Here is a 22488-nt window from a genome sequence, read left to right as displayed (position 1 = left end):
GCGTGGATCAGTGCTCTTCGGCGAGCGCGCCCTGGATGTAGCTGGCGCTCAGTACCGTGAAGACGTAGGCCTGCAGGACGATGACCAGTGCCTCAAGCAGGGTCAGCGCCACGGTCATCACCCAGGAGACCACCGAGACCGGTGCCAGCCAGGCGTTGGCGTTGAGCATCGCGAAGCCGCCGAGCGTGAAGACCAGCAGGAGCATGTGGCCGGCGAACATGTTCGCGAAGAGACGAACGGCCAGCGAGAACGGCCGGATGATGAAGGTCGAGAACGCCTCGATCGGGACCAGCAGCGGCAGGATGTACCACGGTGCCGGCGGGATCAGGGCGTGCTTGAAGTATTTGGCGAAGCCGTGGTGCCGGATGCCGATGTAGTTGAACAGCAGGTAGCTGATCACCGCGAGGATCGCTGGGAAGGCGATGTGCGAGTTCGGCGAGATCTGGAAGAACGGGATGATCGCGAACGCGTTCGTCACCAGCACGAAGCAGAACAGCGTGGTGAAGTACGGAGCGAACCGCACACCCGCGTGCCCGATCATGTCGACCGAGATGTTGTTGCGCACGAAGCCGTAGATCGACTCGGCGAACCACTGCTTCTTGGTCGGCACCAACTTCGGGTTCCGGTAGGTCGCCAGGAAGAAGATGATCAGCACACCGACCGCGATCCAGATCATCAAGGTGAACTTGGTGATCCAGTACGAGTCGTGCGCACCCCAGGGCAGGATGCTGGGCAGGTAGAAGTCCTCCACACTGGGTGGGAATTCCGCCTGGCCCGCTGCCAGGACGTTCGCCTGTCCGAACACCGCGTCCCTTCCTAAGTAGGCGTGCCGAGTCGACGGATGACCAGGATGACTCCCCCGGCCATGCCGAGCACGAAGCCGATCCCGGTGGCGACGCCACCGGTGTCGAGCCACTGGTCGACCAGCCAGCCGATGAAACCCCACACGAGCATGCCTCCGATGAGGTAGCTGAGTGCGGTCCAACCCTGACCGGCGCCGGACGGATAGTCGTCCGGTTCACCGGCGGGACGGGGGGTTTGGTCATCAGCCATGACGGGGCGAACGATATCAGCCGGGAAGACGAGGCTGTGCCTCACCCCCCGCACAACCATCGTTGTGTGGGCTTCTCGTGGGCGCCGTCGTCTGTGGGCACGCTACTCCCCTTCCGCCCGTCGGAAAATGACCGGAGGCCGACACATTGCGGCGCGTCCGCTGGGTGGGACGGCGGGCCGGCCGATCGCCAGGTCAGTCCCGTGGCCGGTGGGCGTACACCCTGGTCAGCCACCAGAGGTGCACCGCTGTCCACACTGCCACCCCGGCGACGATGCCGAGGCAAAGCGGAATCAACCCGGGCCAGCCGGTCGAGGCCACCGCCACCAGCACGACACCCAACAGGCTGAACTTCAGCACGTACAGGCTCACCCCGAGCGGCAGCAGCAACTGCGGGTTGATCTGGTCGGCCCGGGCCAGCACCACCGTGGTCAGCGTGTAGCTGAGCACCGTGACGCCCACCCCGGCCGCCGCGCCGATCGCCGCCGTCGCGCCGCCGGTCACCGCGCCGACGACCGCCGCGACCACCGCAAGCCCCGCCGACGCCGCCAGCAACACCGGCAGGTGCCGCAGCCGCCACCGCCGGTCGCTGTCGGGCTCGACCACCCCGGGCTCAGCCACGGGGGTACGCCGGAAACGCCGCGACCAGCTCGGCCACCTCGGCACCGAGCCGGGTCAGCTCGTCGGCCCCGCCCGGAGCACCGGGATCGGTGCGCACCGCACGGGCGATCAGGGTCGCCACCTGACGCAGCTCCCCCTCGCGCATCCCCTGCGTGGTGACGCTCGGTGTGCCCACCCGGATGCCCGAGGCCACCATCGGCGGCTGTGGGTCGTACGGGATGGCGTTCTTGTTCAGGGTGATCGACGCGGCGTCGCAGCGGCGCTCGGCCTCGGCGCCGGTCACCCCCAGCTCGCGCAGGTCGATCAGGGCGAGGTGGGTGTCGGTGCCACCGGACACCGGGCGCATCCCCTCGTCGGCCAGCCCGGCGGCGAGCGCCTGGGCGTTGCTGACCACCTGCCGGGCGTACGTCTGGAACTCCGGCTGGGCGGCCTCGCGCAACGCGACAGCCTTGGCCGCGACCGCGTGCATCAGCGGGCCACCCTGGGTGAACGGGAAGACCGCCTTGTCGATCCGCTGGGCCAGCGACTCGCGGCACAGGATCATGCCGCCGCGCGGGCCGCGCAGCACCTTGTGGGTGGTGGCGCAGACGACGTCCGCGTACGGCACCGGGGACGGGATCGCCCGACCGGCGACCAGGCCGATGAAGTGCGCCGCGTCCACCATCAGGTACGCGCCGACCTCGTCGGCGATCTCCCGGAACCGGGCGAAGTCGATCAGGCGCGGGTACGCGGTCGCGCCGCAGATGATCAGCTTGGGTTGGTGCGCCCGCGCCAGGTCCCGAACCTCGTCGTAGTCGATCAGCTCGGTGTCCGGCCGGACCGGGTAGCCGACCGGGTGGAACCACTTCCCGGAGAAGTTCACCCGGCTGCCATGGGTCAGGTGCCCGCCGTGCGGCAGGTCCATCGCCAGCACCGTGTCCCCCGGCTGCACCAGCGCCGCGTACGCGGCCAGGTTGGCGCTCGCCCCGGAGTGCGGCTGGAGGTTGGCGTGCTCGGCCCCGAAGAGCTCCTTGGCCCGGGCGATGCCGATCTCCTCCGCCCGGTCCACCTCGGCGCAGCCGCCGTAGTAGCGCCGGCCCGGGTAACCCTCGGCGTACTTGTTGGTCAGCGTCGAACCGAGCGCCGCCAGCACCGCCGGCGAGGTCAGGTTTTCGCTGGCGATGAGCTGCAGACCGCCCCGCAACCGGTCCAGCTCGCCGAGGACCACCCCGGCGATCTCCGGGTCGGTGGCCCTGAGCTGGGCGAAATCCGGCCCCCAGAAGGTGCTCGTCTCGGTCTCCACAGCGAACGAGTCTAGGGGGCAGCAGACTGGGAGCCGTGAGATGCCTCGTCACCGGAGCGACCGGCTACATCGGCGGGCGGCTGACGCCGCTGCTGCTCGCCAACGGGCACACCGTGCGCTGCCTCGCCCGCAAGGCGGTGCGGCTGCGTGACGTGCCCTGGGCCTCGGCGGCCGAAATCGTCGAGGGCGACCTGAGCCGACCGGAGACCCTGCCCGCCGCGTTCGCCGACGTGGACGTCGCGTACTTCCTGGTGCACTCGCTGGGCCGGTCCGACTTCGAGGCGGCCGACCGGGCGGCGGCGACCAATTTCGCCGCCGCCGCGCGGGCGGCCGGCGTACGGCGGATCGTCTACCTGGGCGGTCCGGAGCCGGCATCCGACGCGGAGGTGCCGTCCCCGCACCTGCGGTCCCGCGCCGAGGTGGGCCGGATCCTGCTGGCCAGCGGGGTGCCCACGGCGGTGCTCCGGGCCGCGGTGATCATCGGCTCCGGCTCGGCGTCGTTCGAGATGCTGCGTTACCTGACCGAGCGACTGCCCGTCATGGTCACTCCGCGGTGGGTCCACAACCGGATCCAACCGATAGCGGTGCGCGACGTGCTGCGCTACCTGGCCGGCTGCGCCGACCTGCCGGCAGAGGTCAGCCGGGGCTTCGACGTCGGCGGGCCGGACGTGCTGACCTTCCGCGAGATGATGCAGCGCTACGCGCGGGTGGCCGAGCTGCGCCGACGGATCATCGTGCCGGTCCGTCCGCTCACCCCGTCGCTCTCCTCGCACTGGGTCGGTCTGATCACCCCGGTGCCGAACAAGATCGCCCGCCCACTGGTGGAGAGCCTGATCCACGAGGCGGTCGCCCACGAACACGACATCGCCCGCTACGTCCCGGACCCGCCCGGCGGGCTGACCGGCTTCGACGAGGCGGTGGCGCTGGCGCTGGCCAAGGTGCGCGACGCCCAGGTGGAGACCCGCTGGTCCACCGCGAGCGGCCCGGACGCGCCCGCCGAGCCGCTGCCCAGCGACCCGGACTGGTCCGGCGGCACCGCCTACACCGACATCCGGGAGCGGACGGTGGACGCCACACCCGCGGCGCTCTGGCGGGTCATCGAGGGCGTCGGCGGTGAGCACGGCTGGTACTCGTTCCCGCTCGCCTGGTCGATCCGGGGCTGGCTGGACCGGCTGGTCGGCGGGGTCGGGCTGCGGCGGGGTCGACGTGACCCGCACCGCCTCCAGGTCGGTGAGGCGCTGGACTTCTGGCGGGTCGAGGAGATCGTCCCGGGCGAATTGCTGCGACTGCGTGCCGAGATGCGGCTGCCCGGCCGGGCCTGGCTGGAGATGCGGGTGCTGCCCGCCGACGGCGACCGCAGCCGCTACCAGCAACGCGCGGTCTTCCTGCCGCGCGGCCTGGCCGGGCACGCCTACTGGGGGTCGGTGGCCCCGTTCCACGCTGTCGTCTTCGGCGGAATGGCCCGCAACATAGCCCGCAACGCCGAACAGACCCCCTGACCGCCCCGGGTTAGTTGCCGGCTTGGGGTTGGGTCTGGAAGGCGGTTCGTTCGCTCGGCGGAACGAAGTCGCGGACCGGTTGGTCGCGCAGGGCGAAGGCCATCACCTCACCGACCGCGTTCACCATCTCGGCCTGCACCGCCTGACCGACAGCGTCCCGGGGATCGTCCGGGTTGGCGGCCATCGAGGCGACCGCGAGCTGCGGCGTGAACGCCACCACCGTCTCCGTCTCGTACCGTTCGGAGCTGCCGGTCTTGCCCGCCACCGGACGGCCGAGCTTCGCCCGCAGCCCAGGTGCGGTGGCACCGTCGCAGCGCCCGTACATCGACTGGTCCCCGACCGGGCAGCGGGCCGCGTCAGTGGCCGCCCGCGCCACATCGGCGTCGAGGACCTGCCGGCAGTCCGGCTTGGCGGCGTCGACCGGCCGGCCGCCCGAGTCGGTGATCGAGACCACCGGCAGCGGCGCGCACCAGGTCCCCTCGGCCGCCACCGTGGCGTACGCGGTGGCCAGGTCCAACGGGGTGGTCGCGGCCACGCCCAGGGTGAACGGCCCCCAGTCCTTCGCGCCGTAGCGGGCCAGCTTGGCGTCGGACTCGGCCCGCAGCACGATGCCGAGTCGCTCGGCCATCTCCACCACCCGGTCGGCACCGACCTTCTCGGTGAGCCAGGCGAAGTACGTGTTCACCGAGCGGCCGAACGCGCTCCACATGGTGCGGGGGCCGTCCATCGACGACGGGCTGGCGTTCGCCGGGCACCACCGGCCGTCGCAACTCGCCGCCCCGGTCACCGGGAAGCGGGTGAGCAACTGGGTCGGCGCAACGAAGTCGGTCGACAGCGGCAGGCCGGACTCCAGCGCCGCCAGCAGGGTGAAGAGCTTGAACGTCGAGCCGCCCTGGTACCCCTCGATCGCACCGCCGCCGGCGACCAACTGGTTGACCGTGTTCGGGCGGTTCTTCTGCCCCACCGGGTTGTCCGCCACGCTGTACGCGCGGTTCACCGACATCGCCAGCACCCGCCCGGTGCCCGGTTGCACCACCGCGGTGGGCACCGCCTCGGCGCTGGTCATGGGATAGATCTTCAACACCTGCTCGGTGGTGGCCCGCTGCACTGCCGGGTCCAGCGACGACACGATGGAGAAACCGCCCCGGCGCAGCGCGCGCTGCCGCTCGTCGGCGGTCGCCCCGAACGCGGACTGGCTGCTCCACCAGCGGGTGAACCAGTCGCAGAAGAAGCCCCAGTCGTTGTGCCCGTCGGGCACCCCCGTGCAGTCGTTCGGGGTCTCGCTGGGCCGCAACTGCAGCGGTTCGGCACGCGCCGCCGCGGCCGCGTCCGCCGGCACCTGCCCGGACTCCACCAGCCGTTCCAGGACGTACGAGCGCCGGGCCACCGCGCTGTCGGCGTCGCCGTTGATCGGATCGTCGCTGTCCGGCGAACGCACCAGGCCGGCGAGCAGAGCCGCCTGGGCCAGGGTCAACTCGGACGGGGATCGGGAGAAGTACCGCTTGCTGGCCGCCGCGATGCCGTACGCCCCGGCGCCGAAGTAGGCGATGTTGAGGTAGCGGGTCAGGATCTCGTCCTTGTCGAGTTCCCGCTCCAGGGCGAGCGCGTACCGCATCTCCTGGAGCTTGCGGACGGTGGTGAGTTCGGTGGCTGCTTCCCGCTGCGCCTCGGTCAGTCGGGGGTCGTTGCTGAGCACGTTGCGGACGTACTGCATGGTCAGCGTGGAGGCGCCCTGCCGGGTCTGACCGTCGCGCTTGTTGACGGTGAACGCGCGCACCACGCCCCGCAGGTCGACGCCGCTGTGCTGGTAGAACCGGACGTCCTCGGCGGCCACGATCGCCTGACGCATCACCGGAGCCACCTCGTGCAGTGGCACGTCCACCCGGTCCTCCTGGTAGAAGGACGTGATCAGGGTGGTGCCGTCGTTGGCGTAGAGGTTGGAGCGCTGCGCGGTGGGCGGCGTGCGGAGTGTGTTCGGCAGCTCCGAGTAGGGCGTCGACAGGGCGCTGAAGCCGATCCCGAAGACCAGGGCCACGGGCAGGGCAGCTCCGGCCAGCACCAACCCGGCCAGCACGCCGGCGATCACCACGGTCAGCAGTTTGTCGAGTCGGGCCCGGATCATCAGCTCTCCCCGCAGGAGCCGGTCACGCTAGGACCCGTTCAGAATGACCCGGAACACCCCGTTAGCCCCGGGTTTTCCCCAAACCCGGAGGAAACTCGCACCACGCTCAGGGCAGCAGTACGCCGGCCAGCGGGTGGACCGTCTCCTCGATCTCGTCGGCGACCCGGCTGAAGCACTGGTCGCCACGACCCCACGGATCGTCCAAGTCATCGGTGGTCAGCGCCGAAGCGCCCAGCCGCGCGTCGTGGGCCGCCGCCACCAGGGCCACGCCCCGGGCGTACACGGCCTCCGGGGTGGCACCGTCCGGCGGCAGCGCGGCGGCGTCCACCGCGGCCAGCAGCCGGCCGAACTCGCCCAACACGAACGTGCGGGCCGCCGCGTCCGGACGAAGCGCCACCACGTACTCCTGCTGGTCGGCGGTGGCGGTCAGGACCAGGTCGGCGGCGTCGATGTGGTCCGAGCGCAGCTTGCGCGCGGCGAACCCGGCCACGTCCCCACCACGACCGGTGACCTGCCGTGCGGCCGGCGGGTTCATCTCCTCGCCAGCGTGCCAGCCACCCGTGCCGGCGCTGTGGCTGTGCACCAGCGCCTCGGCCTGAGCCGGGTCCTGCGCCCGCCGGGTCAGCCGCTCCCGCACCGCCAGGGCAAGCAACCGCTCCGCCATGGGCGAGCGGCAGATGTTGCCCATGCAAACATGCAGAACCGTGAACGGGGGCACTCAGACCGCCCGACCGTCGACGAGATCCGGAACCACGTCGCGCAGCTTCTCCAGTGGGATCGCCCCGGCCCGCAAGAGCTGCGGCACCTCACCGGTCAGATCCACGATCGTGCTGGGCACCGGGTCAGGGCAGGGCCCGGCCTCCAGATAGGCCCGCACCGAGTAGCTGAGCTGATCACGCGCCTCGTCGGCGGTGACCGCGGCCGGCTGGCCGGTCTTGTTGGCCGACGACACCGCCATCGGGCCGGTCTCGCGCAGCACCTCCAACGCCACCGGGTGCAGCGGCATCCGCACCGCCACCGTGCCGGTCTTGTCGCCCAGGTCCCACTGGAGGCTCGGCGAATGCTCGACCACGATCGTCAACGCACCCGGCCAGAACGCCTCCACGAGGTCCCGTGCGGCGGTGGGCAGCGAGAAGACCAACCCGTCCAGGGTGTGCCGCGAGCCGATCAGCACCGGCGGCGGCATCTGCCGACCCCGGCCCTTGGCATCCAGCAACGCCTTCACCGCGTACGGGGTGAACGCGTCCGCGCCGATCCCATACACGGTGTCGGTCGGGAGAACGACCAGCTCGCCGTTCTTGACCGCCTCGATCGCCGCGGCGATGCCGCGGTCCCGATCGGCGGGCGACCGGCAGTCGTAGAGCATCACGAGGAGTCAGTCTGCCACGCCGCGCCGATCGGGGCTTGCTGGCCGTCCGCCCGTCGGGACGCGGTCGCGTAGCGGGGACGCCCGGTGAGGTCCAGATGCTCCGCCACAGCGGTGAACCCGCCGTCCTCGGCCAGCAGCGCGGGCACCGCCGCGCCGTGGGTGTCGTCGTGCTCGACGCCGAACACACCCCCCGGGCGCAACAGCACCGCAGCCCGGGCGACGACCGGCCGGATCACCACCAGGCCGTCCGCGCCGCCGAAGACCGCCTCCGCCGGGTCGTGCCCGGCCACCTCGGGCGGGACCACCACGTCGTCCGGCACGTACGGCGGGTTACACAGCAGCACGTCCACCCGGCCCACCAACTCCGCCAGCAGGTCCGGCGCGGTCACGTCGGCCTCGACCACCTCGATCGGCCGGTCCCCCGCCGCAGCCCGCTCCGCCGCGTTGCGCCGCAGCCAGGCCAGCGCCGCCGGGGACCGCTCCACCGCGATCACCCGCGCCCCCGGCAGCTCCTGAGCCACCGCCAGCGCGATCGCGCCCGAGCCGCTGCACAGGTCCACCACCACCGGGTCCGGCCGACCCTGGGCCTGCTCGACGCCCCAGCCGGCCAACAGCTCGGTCTCCGGCCGGGGCACGAAGACCCCCGGGCCGACCGACAGCTCCAGGTGCCGGAACCCGGCCCGACCGGTCAGGTGCTGCAACGGCTCGCGTGCGGCGCGGCGACGCGTCAGCTCGTCGAGCCGCGCCAGCTGGTCGACGCTGAGGTCGTCGGCGAGAGCCAGCCGACCCCGGGGAACCCCCAGCACGTACGCCGCCAACAACTCGGCCTCCACCCGGGCGGAGCCGACCCCGGCGGCGGCGAGCGCGTGGGCCGATCGGGCCACCGCGGCGGACGGCCGGACGGGGCCTGTCCCTTCGGGGGGGTGTTGCGGCAAAGTACTCACGACATAATCATGAAGCGTCGCGGGCGACGCGACGAACAGGTGCGCCCAGGCGCGCACGACAGGAGGTTGGCGGGTGGGCTGGCTCGACCGGGTCGATGACCAGGTTGACGCCCTCACGCACGCGCGGGCGTTGCAGGAGGCGAGCCGCTCCGCGGAGTCGTACGTCCTGTTGGAGCGTGTGATCCGCACCACCACCGACCCGGCGGCACGAGCGGACGCCATGGTGCAGCGCCTCTCCGCGCTGATCAATCTCGGTCGGACGGCGGAGTTCACCCGGGCCATCGAAGAGGCGTCGGCGGCGGTCCGCGACCTCGCCGAGCCGTACCTGCACGGTCACCTCAACGCGCTGGCCGCGCTCGCCGCGCACCACCAGGGCGCCCTGGACCGCTGCGTCATGCATCTCGTCCGAGCGGCCCGGGCGCTGGGCGCCGTCGCCGACCCGGACCGCGACACCGCCTGGGGCTGGCACGACCTGGCCATGGCCTACAGCTACCTCAGCTTCCACGGGTACGCGCTGGGCGCCATCGAGCGGGCCCGGCAGCTCGGGCTGACCGCCGGGATCCCGGAGGAGACGTTCGCCGCACCGGGCATCCGACTGCGCAACGCCGTGGCTCTGGACCACAACGGCGACAGCGACGGTTGTTTGCGGGTGCTCCGGGACGTGGCCGCCGACCTGGCCCGCTTCGTCCGCGCCGGGCGGGCCGGGCAGCTACGCCCGAGCAGCCTCGCCGCGTACGGCTACGCGGCGGCTCGACAGGCCGCGCTCGGTGACCAGGTGGAGACCGAAGGCACCGAGCCGGCCCGGTTGATCACCCACGGCGGGGACAGCGCCCGCGCCCGCGACCTGCGTCAGCTCGGGCAGGTGTGCCTCGCCGTCGCCGACGGTCGGCCGATCGAGGCGGTCGCCCGACTGGACACCGTCCAGGTGTCCAACGAGACGCTCGGGGCTGCCGAACCGGCCCGGCTGCGCAGCATCGCGCTGACCCGCGCCGGGGACCACCTCTCCGCACACCGCGCCGACCGGCTGGCGTTCCGGCTCGCCGCGCAACGCAACGACCGGCTGCGCGACGTCTACATCGACGGCATCGCCGCCCGCATCGACCACGAGGAGATGCGCCGCGAGGCGGCGCGCTTCGAGGGCGAGGCGTTGACCGACCCGCTCACCGGGCTGCCCAACCGCCGCCGGCTGGAGCGGTACATCACCGCCGTGGTCACCCGTGGCGAACGGGTGGTGATCGGCGTCTGCGACCTGGACGGTTTCAAGGCGGTCAACACCCGACACGGGCACCACTCCGGCGACCTGGTGCTCCAACGCATCGCCGGCGTGATCAACCGGGTGATGCGCCGGGGCGACTTCGTGGCCCGCTACGGCGGTGACGAATTCGTGGTGGTGCTGCCGGACACCGGCATGGCCGAGGCCGCCGAGGTGGCCCGCCGGATCGAGGCCGCAGTCCGGCTGGAGGACTGGGAATCGTTGGTGCCGGGCACCCCGGTCGGGGTGAGCATCGGCTTCGCCGAGGTCTCCGGTGGCAGCGGGCTGCGCGACGCGCTCAGCGTCGCGTTCGAGCAGGCCGACCGCGAGATGCTCCGCGCCAAGACCCGCCCCCGCGCGAGCTGATCGCCCGGCACGCCACGCTCAGCTCAAGCGCCGCGCTCAGCGGCGGGTCAGCTCGGTGTCACCGGCGAGCCGGGCGGCACGGTCCGCCTCGGTGAGGGCGTCCAGCACACCGTCCAGCTCGCCGCCGAGTGCCAGGTCCAGGTTGTACGCGGTGTAGCCGATCCGGTGGTCGGTGATCCGGTTCTGCGGGAAGTTGTAGGTGCGGATCCGCTCCGAGCGGTCCACGGTGCGTACCTGCGCCTTGCGCGCGTCCGAGGCGGCGGCGTCGGCCTGCTCCTGCGCGGCGGCGAGCAGCCGGGCCCGCAGGATCCGCATCGCCTGCTCCCGGTTCTGCAACTGGGACTTCTCGTTCTGGCAGGAGACGACGATGCCGGTCGGCAGGTGGGTGATCCGCACCGCCGAGTCGGTGGTGTTCACCGACTGGCCACCCGGGCCGGACGAGCGGAACACGTCGATGCGCAGGTCGTTCTGGTCGATCGTGACGTCGACGTCCTCGGCCTCCGGCAGCACCAGCACCCCGGCGGCGCTGGTGTGGATCCGCCCCTGCGACTCGGTCACCGGGACGCGCTGCACCCGGTGCACGCCGCCCTCCCACTTGAGCCGCGACCAGACGCCGTTGCCGCCCTCCGGCACACCCTTGGTCTTGATCGCCAGGGAGACGTCCTTGACCCCACCGAGGTCGGAATCCTGTGCGTCGATCACCTCGGTGACCCAGCCGTGCCGTTCGGCGTACCGGGTGTACATCCGCAACAGGTCACCGGCGAACAACGCCGATTCCTCGCCACCCTCACCGGCCTTGATCTCGACGATGACGTCCTTGGCGTCGTGCGGGTCACGCGGGATGAGCAGCTCGGCGAGGCGTTCCTCCAGCACCGGCAGGGAGCCCGCGATGGCGTCCGCCTCACCCGCGAAGGACGGGTCCTCGGCGGCCAGCTCGCGAGCGGCGGCCAGATCGGCGCGGGCCTGCTCCAACTCGTCGGCGGCCTTGTGCAGCGGCACCAGCTCGGCGTACCGGCGGCCGACCCTGCGCGCGGTGGCCTGGTCGGCGTGGATGGCCGGATCGGCCAACCGCTTCTCCAGCTCCGCGTACTCGTCGAGAAGGCCGGCCAGACGCTCGCTGCTCATGCTGCGGATGCTCCTTCGACGGTGCGGCACCGGCCGACCTCAGAGCAGGCCGCCGGCCGAAAACGGGGCGAAACGCGGACGGCGCCCGCGTCCGGCGGAAAACCGGACGCGGGCGCCGAACGAGGAGCTACTTGGCCTTCTTGGCCTGAACCTTGGCGTACTTCTGCTGGAACTTCGCGACCCGGCCGGCGGTGTCGAGAACGCGCTGCTTACCGGTGTAGAACGGGTGGCAGGCGCTGCAGGTCTCGGCGTGGATCGCCCCGCCCTTGGCGGTGCTGCGGGTCGTGAACGTGTTGCCACAGGAGCAGCTGACCTCGGTGGTCACGTACTCCGGGTGGATGTTTGCCTTCATCTCGCCTCGGTCCTCTCGTTGGTGGTCGCCGGGTCGCCGTCATCGCTCGTCGCGCCGTACGCGACGGGCTCGGGCGTGAACCGGAACCGGTGGCCGATTGACCAGTGTGCCATGGGCCTGAGCCAACCCGGTAATCGGGCCGCACACCTCGTCCGGCATCGTCAACACGTGCCTACCCGTCCGCATTCCCGCCGCCCGGCGGGGCATTCGCGCAACCGGCGGACCACCGTCAGGTGCCCCGCCCGGGGTACGACTGTCGAGCCGGAGGTGCGTCGATGACCCGCCTGATCGCCACTCGGGGACTGCCCGCCTCGGGCAAGACGACATTCGCCCGCACGCTCCAGCCCTCCGTCTCCCGGGTCAACCGGGACGACCTGCGCCGGATGCTGCACGGCGAGCGGCTCTTCACCCAGTGGGCCGAGGCGCAGGTGACCGCCGTACAACAGGCTCAGGTCGAGGCGCTGCTGCGGGCCCGCGCGGACGTCTGCGTGGACGACACCAACCTGCGCTCGCGGACCCTGCGCGGCTGGGCCGACCTGGCCGCCCGGCACGGCGCGGATTTCGAGGTGCACGATTTCACCGACGTGCCGCTGGCCGAGTGCCTGCGCCGCGACGCCGCCCGCCCGGCCACCGAGCAGGTCGGCGCGGACGCGATCCGCCGGCTGCACGAGCGGTACCTGCGGGGGCGGACACTGCCGTTGCCGGTGCCACAGGCCCGCACCGGGCCCCCCGCCGTGGTGCACCCGCCGTCGACCGAGCCACCGGAGATCGTTCTGGTGGACATCGACGGCACCGTCGCGCTGGCCGTCTCCCGCAGCCCGTACGACATGACCCGGGTGGGCGAGGACCAACCGAACACGGCGGTGATCTCGGCGGTCCGGGCGATGCACGCCGCCGGGTACGGGGTGGTCTTCTGCTCGGGGCGGGACGCCTCCGCCCGCAGCGCCACCGAGGCGTGGCTGGCCCGGCACGTACGGGTGCCCTACCTGGGCCTGCACCTGCGGGCCGTCGGTGACTCCCGCAAAGACTCGATCGTCAAGCGGGAGATCTACGACCGGGAGATCCGGGACCGTTACCGGGTGGTCGGCGTCTTCGACGACCGCGTCCAGGTGGTCCAGATGTGGCGATCCCTCGGCCTCACCGTCTTCCAGGTGGCCGACGGCGACTTCTGAGCGCCTTCCGGCAGCCGATGGCGACCTGAGCGCGCGGAGGGCCCTTCGTCGGGGAAGGGCCCTCCGCGGCGCCTATCTGGTGAGGGCGATGGTGGCTTCGGCGCGGATGGTGTTGACGGTGACGGTGAGGCGTACCGGGGCGCCGAGGCGCAGCGCCGTCAGGGTGCCGGTGGCCGGGTCGAAGCGCGCGGTGTGCCATGGGCGTACGCCGGCCGCCGAGCCGATGTACACCTCCGGTGACGCGGACCAGTCGGCGCTGACCGGCGCGACCACCGGGACCGTACGCCCACCGGGCTGGGTCAGCGTGGCGCTGACCGACACCGGGGTGCCCACCGCGACGCTGGCCGGGGCGGTCACCGTGAGCCGATCGGCGTGCGCGTGGAACTCCGCGTCCACCCAGACCGGCCCCTCGGCGAGCGGGTCACGGCGGGCACGATCGGCCTCGGCCGAGGTGACCGGGTCCACGCCGAACTCCGTCCAGCCGGTAAAGCCGCCCTGGTCGGCCGGGGTGGATGGCGTCTTGCCCGAGTTGCCGTTGATCACGTAGGGCACCCCGTCCACCCGATCGGCGTGGAAGGTGCCGACGTGCCCGCCCACGAACAACGCGCCCTTTCCGGTGCGGTGCTGGAAGTCGGCCAGCCACTGCTCCAGCAGCGCCGCCTCCTTGCGGTCACCGAGCTGGCTGGCCTGCGCCGGGCTGGGGTCGCGCGCCGGGTGGTGGTGCAGCACGACGACTGAGCCGACCCGCCGGTCGGTGGCCGCCGCGTCCAACGCCTGGCGGAGCATCCGCACCTGGTCGAAGCCGCCGCCGCGCAACGTTCCGGTGGACGAGTTCAGCGTGACGAACCGGGTGCCGTTGTGGTCGAACACCCGCGAGGTCGCACCGAACGCGGCCTCGAAGTTGCTGATCGGGGCACCCATGATCTCGTGGTTGCCGGGCACGTAGTACCAGGGCAGGGCGTCGCCCAACTCCTCGTCGAGGATGCGCTTGGCCAGCGCGAAGTCGGCCGGGTAGGCGGTGTCCACGAAGTCGCCGTTGATCAGCAGGAAGTCCGGCCTGGCGGCTCTCACCTCGCGCAGCGTCCGTCGGGCCTGGGCGACCAGGTCACTGTCCGGGTCGGCGGCGACGAACTGGGCGTCGGAGAGCACCGCGAACCGCCACGGTGCGCCGTCGACCGTGCCGTCGCGTACCACCACCCGATCGGTACGCGGGGACGCCTCCGGCACGTCGACCGTCGGTGGCACCTTCGCCACCAGATCGTCGATGATCACCTCGCTGGAGTACTGCGCCGCGGCGTTCGTCTCGGCCACGTAGAACCGGCGCACCCGCACCGGGTACTGCACCCCGGCCGGCACCGCGAACTCCACGTACCGCCAACCGGTCCAGGTGATCAGTGGTCCGCGCAGCACGTGCTGGGTGTCCTGGGCGTCGTGCAGGTGCAGACTTGGCCACTCCCCGGTGCCGTTGCCGTGGATCCACATGCCGAACGCCTGCGGTTGGCCGGGCACCTCGATCCAGGCGGGCGGGTCGGCGTACGCGGCCCGGGTGCCGGTGGACTGGCTGAAGTCGTACGACATCCGCAGGCCCGTGCCGGTGTGCCCCGGCGCCGGCGCGACCGACCCACTGGCGCGGGCCTGGCTGAACCGCCAGGACCCGGCGTCGTCGAAGCCAGCGACCGGCACGTCGGTCAGCCCGACGGTGACCGGCAGGACGGTGCTGGACCGTCCGACGTGCACGGTGATCAGGCCGGAGCCGGTGTCCCGCAGCGCGCTGACCGCGAGGTTGCCGTCTGCGGTCGGGGTGATCCGCAGCAGGTCACTGTCGTAGTCGAGGGTCAGGTCGGCCGGTTCGATCGGCGCGGTGTTGCCGTCGGCGTCGTACCCGACCACGCCGACCAGGGCATGTCCGTCCCGCCCGGTCAGGCCGACCCGTGGCACTGTGGAGCCGATCCGGGTCAGTGGGCCGAGCACGGTGAGACCCAGCGAGCCGGTGGCCCGGCCACGTGCCGCAGTGACCGTGCTGGCCCCCGACGTGCCGGCGTGAAACACCCCGTCGCGGTCGACCCGGCCGTGTACCGCCGGGGTCACCCGCCAGGTGGGCGCGCCGGCCGCCGGGCCGTACGTCTCGTCGTAGCCGGCGGCCGTGAGGACGCGGGTCAGACCGGGAAAGACCCGGTCCGGCCGGCCACCACGCACCGGCGAGATGCCCGGGGCCGCGGTGGGGTCGCTGGCCGTCTCGACCCAGTAGCCGGTGAGCCGGCCGCTGCCCTTCGGCGCGTAGATGGCCAGACCGTTGGATACGGCCCGCTCGGTGCCGTCCGACGGGCCGTTCTCCACCTGCACGGCCGGTGCGCCAGGCTCCCGGGCCAACAGCGTGGACGAGCCGCCACCGTCGAGGTTGAGCGCATGGTGGGCACCGAGCTCGGCCATCATCCGGCCCATTTCGGTCTGCGTCACGCCGCGGCTTTCGACCTGCCGGCCGTCCACCGTCAGCATGATCATCTTTCGCCCGTCGGCGCTGAAGCCGACCGCGGTACGCGGCGCCAGCGTCGGGTCGGCGATGCTCTGGACGACGCCGTCGCGAACCAGCACGTCGCCACCTCCGACCGCAGCGCGCAGGCTGCTGCCGTCGGACGGCTTCGGGCGCCAGGCCACCGCCACCGGGTCACCGGCGCGAAGCCCCGCCAGCGCGTCCGCGCCGGCGTCGCGGCCGAGCAGCACGGTGCTGCCGGCGGCGATCGGGCCGCTGCCGGCCACGCCGCTCACCCCGACCACCTGGCCGCCAGTGACGGTGACCTCGACCACCCGGGCCGCGCCCTCCACCGCCCGCTGCCGGGAGTACGTCCCCCAGAGTTCGGTGAACGCGCCGATGCCATCGGCCTGCACCATGTTGTTGAACTGGGTCAGCGGCACCGGCCCGGCGGGCAGGGTGGCGCTGCCGTCGAAGTTCACCTCGATCACCCGGCCGAGCCCGCTCGTGGTGACCGCCACCGCGTTGCGGTGGCCACCGACCGCCGACTGGATCAGCTGGCCGTCGCGGATGCCGACGCCCTGGGCGGCACCCGAGTTGTTGATGTCGAAGAAGTCGCCGTTGATCGCGGCGACGGCCCGCGTGGCGTCCGCCGCCTTGCGCAACGGCTCGGCCCGGCTGACCGCCCCAGAGTTGACGTAGTCGACGGTGGACCCACCGGTGAGGTCGGTGGTGAGCGCGTCGGCGCGCAGCCAGCCATCGGCGTCGTACCGGTCGAAGGAGGTGAGTTGCACGCCCGGGGCGACCGGTCGGGTGGCCTTCGTGGTCTCCAGTCCGCCGGCCGGCTCCAGACCTTCGACGGCCGAGGTCGAGGCGGTTGCGGCGGGGTCGGCGACCAGCCCGACCGAGCTGGACGGCCACGACGACGCCGGCGGCGCGTCCTCGGCGACGGTGGACGGGGCAACGGTGGTCGAGGCGACGACGGTCGGGGCCGGCGGGGCGGCGGTGGCCGGCAGCGGCGCGGCCAGGGAGAGCAGCGGCGTCAGCAGCAGGACGCCAGTGCGACGGGCGGATCGTCTGCGGGTACGCATGGACGACAGTCAACCCGGTTATGAATAGAAGTTTCAAGACCCCTGGATTGAAGCGAAGGAAAACTCCACAATGACAGGTGCACCGGGGAGTCGAGGGCAACGGGCCGGGGGGCCGAGGGCGACGGGCCGGGGACATGACGAAGGGGCACGGCCGCAGTGGCCGTGCCCCTTCGTCGTCGGTCAGCGCGGGAGGATCACTCCCCCGGCGTCGACTTCGCGATCTGCATCAGGAACTCGATGTTCGTGCGGGACTGCTTGAGCCGGTCCAGCAGGAGATCCATCGCCGCCTGCGAGTCCAGCGAGTGCAGCACCTTCCGGAGCTTGTGGATGATGGCCAGCTCTTCCGGTGCGAGCAGGACCTCTTCCTTACGGGTACCGGACGGGTTGATGTCGATGGCCGGGAAGGTCCGCTTGTCGGCGATCTTCCGGTCCAGCTTCAACTCGGCGTTGCCGGTGCCCTTGAACTCCTCGAAGATGACCGTGTCCGCCATGGACCCGGTCTCCACCAGCGCCGTGGCGATGATGGTCAGCGACCCACCGTTCTCGATGTTGCGGGCCGCGCCGAGGAAGCGCTTCGGCGGGTAGAGCGCGGTGGAGTCGATACCACCCGACATGATCCGGCCGCTGGCCGGCGCCGCCAGGTTGTACGACCGACCGAGCCGGGTCACCGAGTCGAGCAGCACGACGACGTCGTGGCCGAGCTCGACCAGGCGCTTGGCCCGCTCGATGGCCAGCTCCGCCACCGTGGTGTGGTCCTGCGGCGGACGGTCGAACGTGGCCGCGATGACCTCGCCCTTGATCGACCGCTGCATGTCGGTGACCTCTTCGGGCCGCTCGTCCACCAGCACCACCATCAGGTGGCACTCCGGGTTGTTGCGGGTGATCGCATTCGCGATCGCCTGCAGCACCATCGTCTTACCCGCCTTCGGCGGAGACTGGATGAGTGCCCGCTGGCCCTTGCCGATCGGCATGACCAGGTCGATGACCCGGGTGGTCAGGATGTGCGGCTCGGTCTCCAGCCGCAGGCGCTCCTGCGGGTAGAGCGGAGTGAGCTTGTAGAACTCCGGACGACGCCGCGCCTCCTCCGGCTCCATCCCGTTGATCGTGTCCAGCCGCATCAGCGGGTTGTACTTGTCGCGCCGCTGGTCACCGCTGTTACCGCCCTCGCGGGCCGCCCGCACCGCACCGGTGATCGCGTCACCGCGGCGCAGGCCGTACTTCTTGATCTGGGACATCGAGACGTACACGTCGTTCGGGCCGGCCAGGTAACCGGTCGTCCGCACGAAGGCGTAGTTGTCGAGCACGTCGATGATGCCGGCCACCGGGACGAGCACGTCGTCCTCGCTGACCTGCGGCTCACGCCCGCCGGTGTCGGCACCGGTCTCGGCGCGCTCGCCGCGCCCGCGGCGACGATCCCGGAAACGGCTGCGCCGGCCGCGCCGGCCGCCACCCTCGCCGTCGTCGTCGTCGCTGTCCCGCTCGACCCGCTGACCACGGTCGTTGCGGTCGTTGCGGTCGTTGCGGTCACCACGGTCGGGTCGGTCGTTGCGCTCGGCCCGCTCACCCCGGTCGGCACGCTCGCCACGATCGTTGCGCTCGCCACGATCGGTGCGCTCGGCCCGCTCGCTCCGGTCGTTGCGCTCGCCCCGCTCGGCACGGTCAGTCCGCTCGCCCCGGTCGGCGCGCTCGCCCCGCTCGGCACGGTCAGTCCGCTCGGCACGGTCAGTCCGCTCGCCCCGGTCGGCACGCTCACCGCGCTCGGCACGCTCGGTCCGCTCGCCCCGGTCGGCCCGCTCCGGGCGCTCGGCCCGCTCGGTCCGCTCCGGGCGCTCGGCCCGCTCGGTCCGCTCCGGGCGCTCGGCCCGCTCGGCCCGGTCGCGGCGGTTCTCGCCACGGTCGGCCCGCTCGCCGGCTTCCGCCTCGTCGGTACGGGTCTCAGTCGCCCGCGTCTCGGTCGCACGCGCCTCAGCGGGGCGCGCCTCGGTGGCCCGGGCCTCCGCCGTCGCCGTCCGGCTGCGCCGGGTGCGGCTACGGCCCTCGGTCTCGGCGGCCGGCTCGGCCGGCGCCTCCTCGGCACCGCGTCGCCCTTCGGCCGCCGGCCGGTCGGCGGTCTCCCGCACCTCGGCACGCACCCCCTCACGGGTCGGGGCGGCCGCGGCGGCGACCTCGGCTCGTGGTCGAGGGGTCCCGGCGGCGTTGCCGCCCTGCCGCTCGGAAATCGCGGCGATCAGCTCGCCCTTGCGCATGCGAGCCGTGCCGGAGATGCCGAGCGACGCAGCCAGGCTCTGCAGCTCTGGCAGCAGCATCGCCGACAGACCGGTGCCGCTACGCCGACGACGGGCGGGAGCGGCGGCGGTGGCATCGCCAGCGACGTTGGAAACATCCGACGTCACGTCGGTGGTGTCGCTCAATGGATTCCTTCCCTCGATAAGGCCGGGACTGCCCGGAGTCGAAACTCAGGTGGCCGGGCGGCCTCGGTGCACCCGCCTCGCAAGGACGCGTCGCGGGAGTCTGTGACACAGCAGCCGGTCGGTATCCCGACTCACCAACGTCGGTGAGCAGGTCTCGCCGTCTGCGGCGACCTGTGGAAACTGCGGTGCGGCGTGGGCCTTGGCAGGGGTAGACGGGCTGACCGCCGAGAGCTTCGGGGGTGCGCCGCCCCGCAGGAGATCGCGTGCTTCGCGGCTGTGCTAGGTCTAGAGCGTAATCAACTCTTCCGACCTGCGGCAACAGGGTCCCGCTCGGCGTGTCCAAGTCTACCCCGCGCGACCCGCGCCCCGCTGACGTCTATCGGTAACTGCCAGATCTCCCAGTCTGTTCCCACCGGGAAGTCCGCTGGAGGCTCGCTGAGCGCCAGGACAGTCGGCCCCGCCCCACTGACCACAGCCGCCACACCCGCCGCTCGCAACGCGTTGACCAGGAAAGATGTCCCTTGCATCCCGGCTGCCCGATAATCCTGGTGGAGTCGGTCGACGGTCGCCGGCAGCAGCAAACCCGGGTCCGTGGTGAGCGCGTGCACCAGCAGCGCCGCCCTTCCCGCGGTCAACGCGGCGTCGCCATGCGGCACGGTGGCCGGCAGAACCGCCCGCGCGGTCGCCGTCAATCCGCGTTCCGCCGGGACGAAAACAGTGGGCCGCACCGCGTCGGCGACCGGCAGGGAGACCGCCCGGGCCCCGCCCGGCTCGGACCAGGCCACTGTGAAACCGCCGAGGAGGCATGGCGCCACGTTGTCGGGGTGGCCCTCGATCTCGGCGGCCAGCCGGAGCGCGCCGGCGTCGTCGAGGCGGTGCTCCCCGTCGACGACGAGGGCGCGGGCCAGCAGCACCCCGGCGACGATCGCGGCGGACGAGGAGCCCAGCCCACGCGCCTGAGGGATCCGGTTGACGCACTCCACGCTCAGCCCGTCGGGCTGGACCCCCAGCACGTCGAACGCGGCGCGCATGGCCCGCACCACCAGGTGTCGGTCGTCGTCGGGCAGCTCACCGGCGCCCTGCCCGGTCACTGTCACCCGGACACCGCCCGACACGACCTCGGCGGCCACGTCGTCGTAGAGCCCGAGGGCGAGGCCCAGCGCGTCGAAGCCCGGGCCCAGGTTGGCGCTGGTCGCGGGAGTCCGGACCCGGACCGGCCCGGCGGTCAAGTTCGTCAGCACGCGCCCATGCTAGGGCTCGGGACTCGCCGAACCGGCTCCGCGCCCGCTGCCTGGGACCACCGACTTCAGCCGGCCGGGTCCGGGACCGGCTCGGCGGCCGGATCGGTGAGCGAGAGCCGGCGGGTGGCGATCCGCCATCCGACCGCGTACACGAGGGTGATCAGACCGCAACCGGCGAGCACCACCCGTTCGTCGACCACGTCCACCACCACTGCCACCGCCAGTTGGCTCACCGAGATCGCCAACGTCGCCAGCATCATGTCGGTGGCGAAGACGCGGCCCCGCAACCGGTCCGGGACCTCGCCCTGGAGGGCGAAGTTGGACATCACCCAGTTGCTGCCACCCGCGAAGTGCGCCACGAAGACCAGCAGCAGCACCAGCGGAAACCAGCGCACCACCGAGGTACCCAGGTAGGACAGGCCGTAGAGCGACATGGACAACGCCAGCCCGGGCAGCAGCCAGCCCCGGTTGGTCAGCACCCGGCGCATCAGGAGCGGTCCCACCAACGCTCCCGCGCCGCGTACCGCGAAGAGCAGGCCGGCGCCGAGCGGGCCGACACCGTACACACCGGCCAGCAGCGGAAACACGGTCAGCACACCGTTGCCCAGGCCCACCGCCGACTTCACGGTGACCAGCGCGAGCACCCGGGGGCGGTGACCGATGTAGCTGAGCGCCTCGCGGACGGCCGACCAGGTCCGCTGGGCCGGTTGGTCGACGTCCCGGGGTGCCTGCAACGGCCGGCGGATCCGGGTGGCGACGGCCGCGGCGACCGCCAGGCCCACCGCCGCCACCCAGAAGCAGACGTACGGGCCGGCAGCGGTGCTCAGCACGCCGCCGAGCGAGGCACCGACCACGGTCATGGTGCCCCAGGCCGAGCCGGCGACGGCGTTGCCGGCAGCGAGCTCGTGCGGCTCCAGCACGTTGGGCAGCGCGGCCTGGGCGGCCGGCGAGTAGAACGCCTTGGCGACCGCCACCGCCCCGATCGCGACCAGCGCCAGCCACGCCGTTCCGGCGTTGCGCACGCCGAGCAGCAGCAGTACGCCCGCCAGCGCGGCCACGTTCGCGGCGATCATGATCTTCCGGCGGTCGAAGCGGTCGGCGATCGTGCCGGTGTACGGCAGCAGCAACGCCACGATGCCGGTGTCCACCGCCAACACCAGTGCGCCCCAGACGCCGCTGCCGGTCAGGTCCGGCAGCAGCACCAACAGCGGCACCATGACGAACCAGTCGGCGCCGAAGACCACCAACTCGGCGAGAAAGAGGTTACGGAAGCTCCGATTGCCGGTCAGAACCGAGAGGGTGGACGCCACGGAGCGCGACCCTACCCGGTCGATGTCGGAGCCACACCCACTCCCAGCAGCGACGAGACCGTGACGAAGGTGTAACCGTGCGACCGTAACCCGTTGATCATGTCGGTCAGACCGCGCAGGGCGACCAATCGCTGGCGCGTCCCCACGTCGTGGCCGAGCACGATCGTTCCCGGTCGGACCTCGGCCACCATCCGCCGGGCGTGGCCGACCGGGTCGTCGGGGAACGTACCCTCCACCATCTGCAGCGACCAGAGCACCAGCCGATAGTTCAGCCGGGCCGCCGCGTGGAGCACCGCCCCGCCCAGGTGGCCGTACGGCGGACGAAACAGCACCGGCGGCTCCCCGGTCAGCTCGGCGATCGCGTCGTGGCTGCGGCGCAGGTCGTCGTACGCCTCGGCGGCGTCCAGTTCGGCCAGGTCCCGGTGCGCCCAACTGTGGCTGCCCACCTCGTGCCCGGCGAGCCGGTCGCGGACGACGTCGGCATGCCGGCGGACCTGCGTCCCGACCATGAAGAAGGTGGCCGGAACCTGATGCTCGGCCAGGGTGTCGAGCACCATCGGAGTCCACTGTGGTGCGGGGCCGTCGTCGAAGGTGAGGGCCACCACGCGCTGGTCGGTCCGCCCCGACCAGACGACCTCCAGCGCGCCGGAGCCGACATCCTGCTGGCCGTTGCCGAGGGTGGCACTGGCGGGACCGCCGGCGATCGGCAACCGGCGGCGACGGGTGAGCCACCACGCCTCGGACGCCCCCGCGCCGACGGCCGCACCACCCCCCACCAGCAGGCCACGGTGCAGCAGATCGCGTCGCAGC

General features: G+C 72.1%; 18 protein-coding genes. 3 read left to right on the top strand and 15 right to left on the bottom strand.

Annotated elements, in window-relative coordinates; genetic code table 11:
- Window positions 1-7 precede the first annotated feature (7 nt).
- The 4 genes from atpB to DLJ59_RS16545 form a co-directional block, all read right to left on the bottom strand.
- The gene (atpB, locus tag DLJ59_RS16560; RefSeq protein WP_124773540.1) at window positions 8-805 is read right to left on the bottom strand and encodes a F0F1 ATP synthase subunit A; all 798 of its coding nucleotides are present in this window, start codon (window positions 803-805) and stop codon (window positions 8-10) included.
- An 11-nt stretch (window positions 806-816) separates the two neighbouring features.
- Window positions 817-1053: an AtpZ/AtpI family protein gene (locus DLJ59_RS16555; protein WP_124773539.1), complete on the bottom strand. Its 237-nt coding sequence runs from the start codon at window positions 1051-1053 to the stop codon at window positions 817-819.
- 193 nt (window positions 1054-1246) lie between these two features.
- Window positions 1247-1672 (bottom strand): hypothetical protein, encoded by a 426-nt coding sequence (locus DLJ59_RS16550; protein ID WP_124773538.1) that lies wholly within the window; start codon window positions 1670-1672, stop codon window positions 1247-1249.
- Window positions 1665-2954, bottom strand: coding sequence for a serine hydroxymethyltransferase (locus DLJ59_RS16545; protein WP_124773537.1), 1290 nt, complete (start codon window positions 2952-2954; stop codon window positions 1665-1667). The genes DLJ59_RS16550 and DLJ59_RS16545 overlap by 8 nt, the downstream gene beginning before the upstream one ends.
- 35 nt (window positions 2955-2989) lie before the next feature.
- Between DLJ59_RS16545 and DLJ59_RS16540 the strand changes: the two genes are divergently transcribed.
- Window positions 2990-4453 (top strand): SDR family oxidoreductase, encoded by a 1464-nt coding sequence (locus DLJ59_RS16540; protein ID WP_124773536.1) that lies wholly within the window; start codon window positions 2990-2992, stop codon window positions 4451-4453.
- A gap of 10 nt (window positions 4454-4463) precedes the next feature.
- On the opposite strand, the gene DLJ59_RS16535 is transcribed toward DLJ59_RS16540, so the two are convergent.
- From DLJ59_RS16535 to prmC, 4 genes are all read right to left on the bottom strand, one after another.
- Window positions 4464-6575, bottom strand: coding sequence for a transglycosylase domain-containing protein (locus tag DLJ59_RS16535; RefSeq protein WP_124773535.1), 2112 nt, complete (start codon window positions 6573-6575; stop codon window positions 4464-4466).
- 106 nt (window positions 6576-6681) lie between these two features.
- Complete coding sequence (locus DLJ59_RS16530) at window positions 6682-7293, bottom strand: arsenate reductase/protein-tyrosine-phosphatase family protein (RefSeq protein WP_124773534.1); 612 nt, start codon at window positions 7291-7293, stop codon at window positions 6682-6684.
- On the bottom strand, window positions 7294-7941 hold the full coding sequence (locus tag DLJ59_RS16525; RefSeq protein ID WP_091406475.1) for an L-threonylcarbamoyladenylate synthase: 648 nt from the start codon (window positions 7939-7941) through the stop codon (window positions 7294-7296). It abuts the gene before it with no gap.
- Window positions 7941-8888 (bottom strand): peptide chain release factor N(5)-glutamine methyltransferase, encoded by a 948-nt coding sequence (gene prmC / locus DLJ59_RS16520; protein ID WP_124773533.1) that lies wholly within the window; start codon window positions 8886-8888, stop codon window positions 7941-7943. The genes DLJ59_RS16525 and prmC overlap by 1 nt, the downstream gene beginning before the upstream one ends.
- 73 nt (window positions 8889-8961) lie before the next feature.
- Here prmC and DLJ59_RS16515 point away from each other — a divergent pair, with 73 nt between their 5' ends.
- The gene (locus DLJ59_RS16515; RefSeq protein WP_124773532.1) at window positions 8962-10506 is read left to right on the top strand and encodes a GGDEF domain-containing protein; all 1545 of its coding nucleotides are present in this window, start codon (window positions 8962-8964) and stop codon (window positions 10504-10506) included.
- 36 nt (window positions 10507-10542) lie between these two features.
- Here the strand turns inward: DLJ59_RS16515 and prfA are convergent, their stop codons facing one another.
- Window positions 10543-11631 carry a peptide chain release factor 1 gene (gene prfA / locus DLJ59_RS16510; RefSeq protein WP_124773531.1) on the bottom strand — a complete coding sequence of 363 codons (1089 nt, stop codon included), beginning with the start codon at window positions 11629-11631 and terminating at the stop codon, window positions 10543-10545.
- A gap of 127 nt (window positions 11632-11758) precedes the next feature.
- On the bottom strand, window positions 11759-11983 hold the full coding sequence (gene rpmE, locus DLJ59_RS16505) for a 50S ribosomal protein L31 (protein WP_030333150.1): 225 nt from the start codon (window positions 11981-11983) through the stop codon (window positions 11759-11761).
- A gap of 275 nt (window positions 11984-12258) precedes the next feature.
- Between rpmE and DLJ59_RS16500 the strand changes: the two genes are divergently transcribed.
- Window positions 12259-13155: a phosphatase domain-containing protein gene (locus tag DLJ59_RS16500; RefSeq protein WP_124773530.1), complete on the top strand. Its 897-nt coding sequence runs from the start codon at window positions 12259-12261 to the stop codon at window positions 13153-13155.
- A gap of 72 nt (window positions 13156-13227) precedes the next feature.
- Here the strand turns inward: DLJ59_RS16500 and DLJ59_RS16495 are convergent, their stop codons facing one another.
- The 5 genes from DLJ59_RS16495 to DLJ59_RS16475 all read right to left on the bottom strand — a co-directional run bounded on the left by DLJ59_RS16495 (window position 13228) and on the right by DLJ59_RS16475 (window position 22487).
- Window positions 13228-16716 (bottom strand): phosphodiester glycosidase family protein, encoded by a 3489-nt coding sequence (locus DLJ59_RS16495; RefSeq protein ID WP_124773529.1) that lies wholly within the window; start codon window positions 16714-16716, stop codon window positions 13228-13230.
- A 194-nt stretch (window positions 16717-16910) separates the two neighbouring features.
- Complete coding sequence (gene rho, locus DLJ59_RS16490; RefSeq protein ID WP_124773528.1) at window positions 16911-19127, bottom strand: transcription termination factor Rho; 2217 nt, start codon at window positions 19125-19127, stop codon at window positions 16911-16913.
- Between the two features lie 296 nt (window positions 19128-19423).
- Window positions 19424-20368: a homoserine kinase gene (gene thrB, locus DLJ59_RS16485; protein ID WP_124773527.1), complete on the bottom strand. Its 945-nt coding sequence runs from the start codon at window positions 20366-20368 to the stop codon at window positions 19424-19426.
- A gap of 65 nt (window positions 20369-20433) precedes the next feature.
- A complete protein-coding gene (locus tag DLJ59_RS16480; RefSeq protein WP_124773526.1) occupies window positions 20434-21678 on the bottom strand; it encodes an MFS transporter in 1245 nt (414 codons plus the stop codon).
- 11 nt (window positions 21679-21689) lie between these two features.
- Window positions 21690-22487, bottom strand: a complete 798-nt coding sequence (locus DLJ59_RS16475; RefSeq protein WP_124773525.1) for a polysaccharide deacetylase family protein — start codon at window positions 22485-22487, stop codon at window positions 21690-21692.
- Between the last annotated feature and the right edge of the window lies 1 nt (window position 22488).

The sequence above is a fragment of the Micromonospora inaquosa genome, from assembly GCF_003857055.1.
GTDB classification, from domain to species: Bacteria; Actinomycetota; Actinomycetes; order Mycobacteriales; family Micromonosporaceae; genus Micromonospora; species Micromonospora inaquosa.
This window is presented reverse-complemented; position numbering and strand designations above follow the sequence as displayed.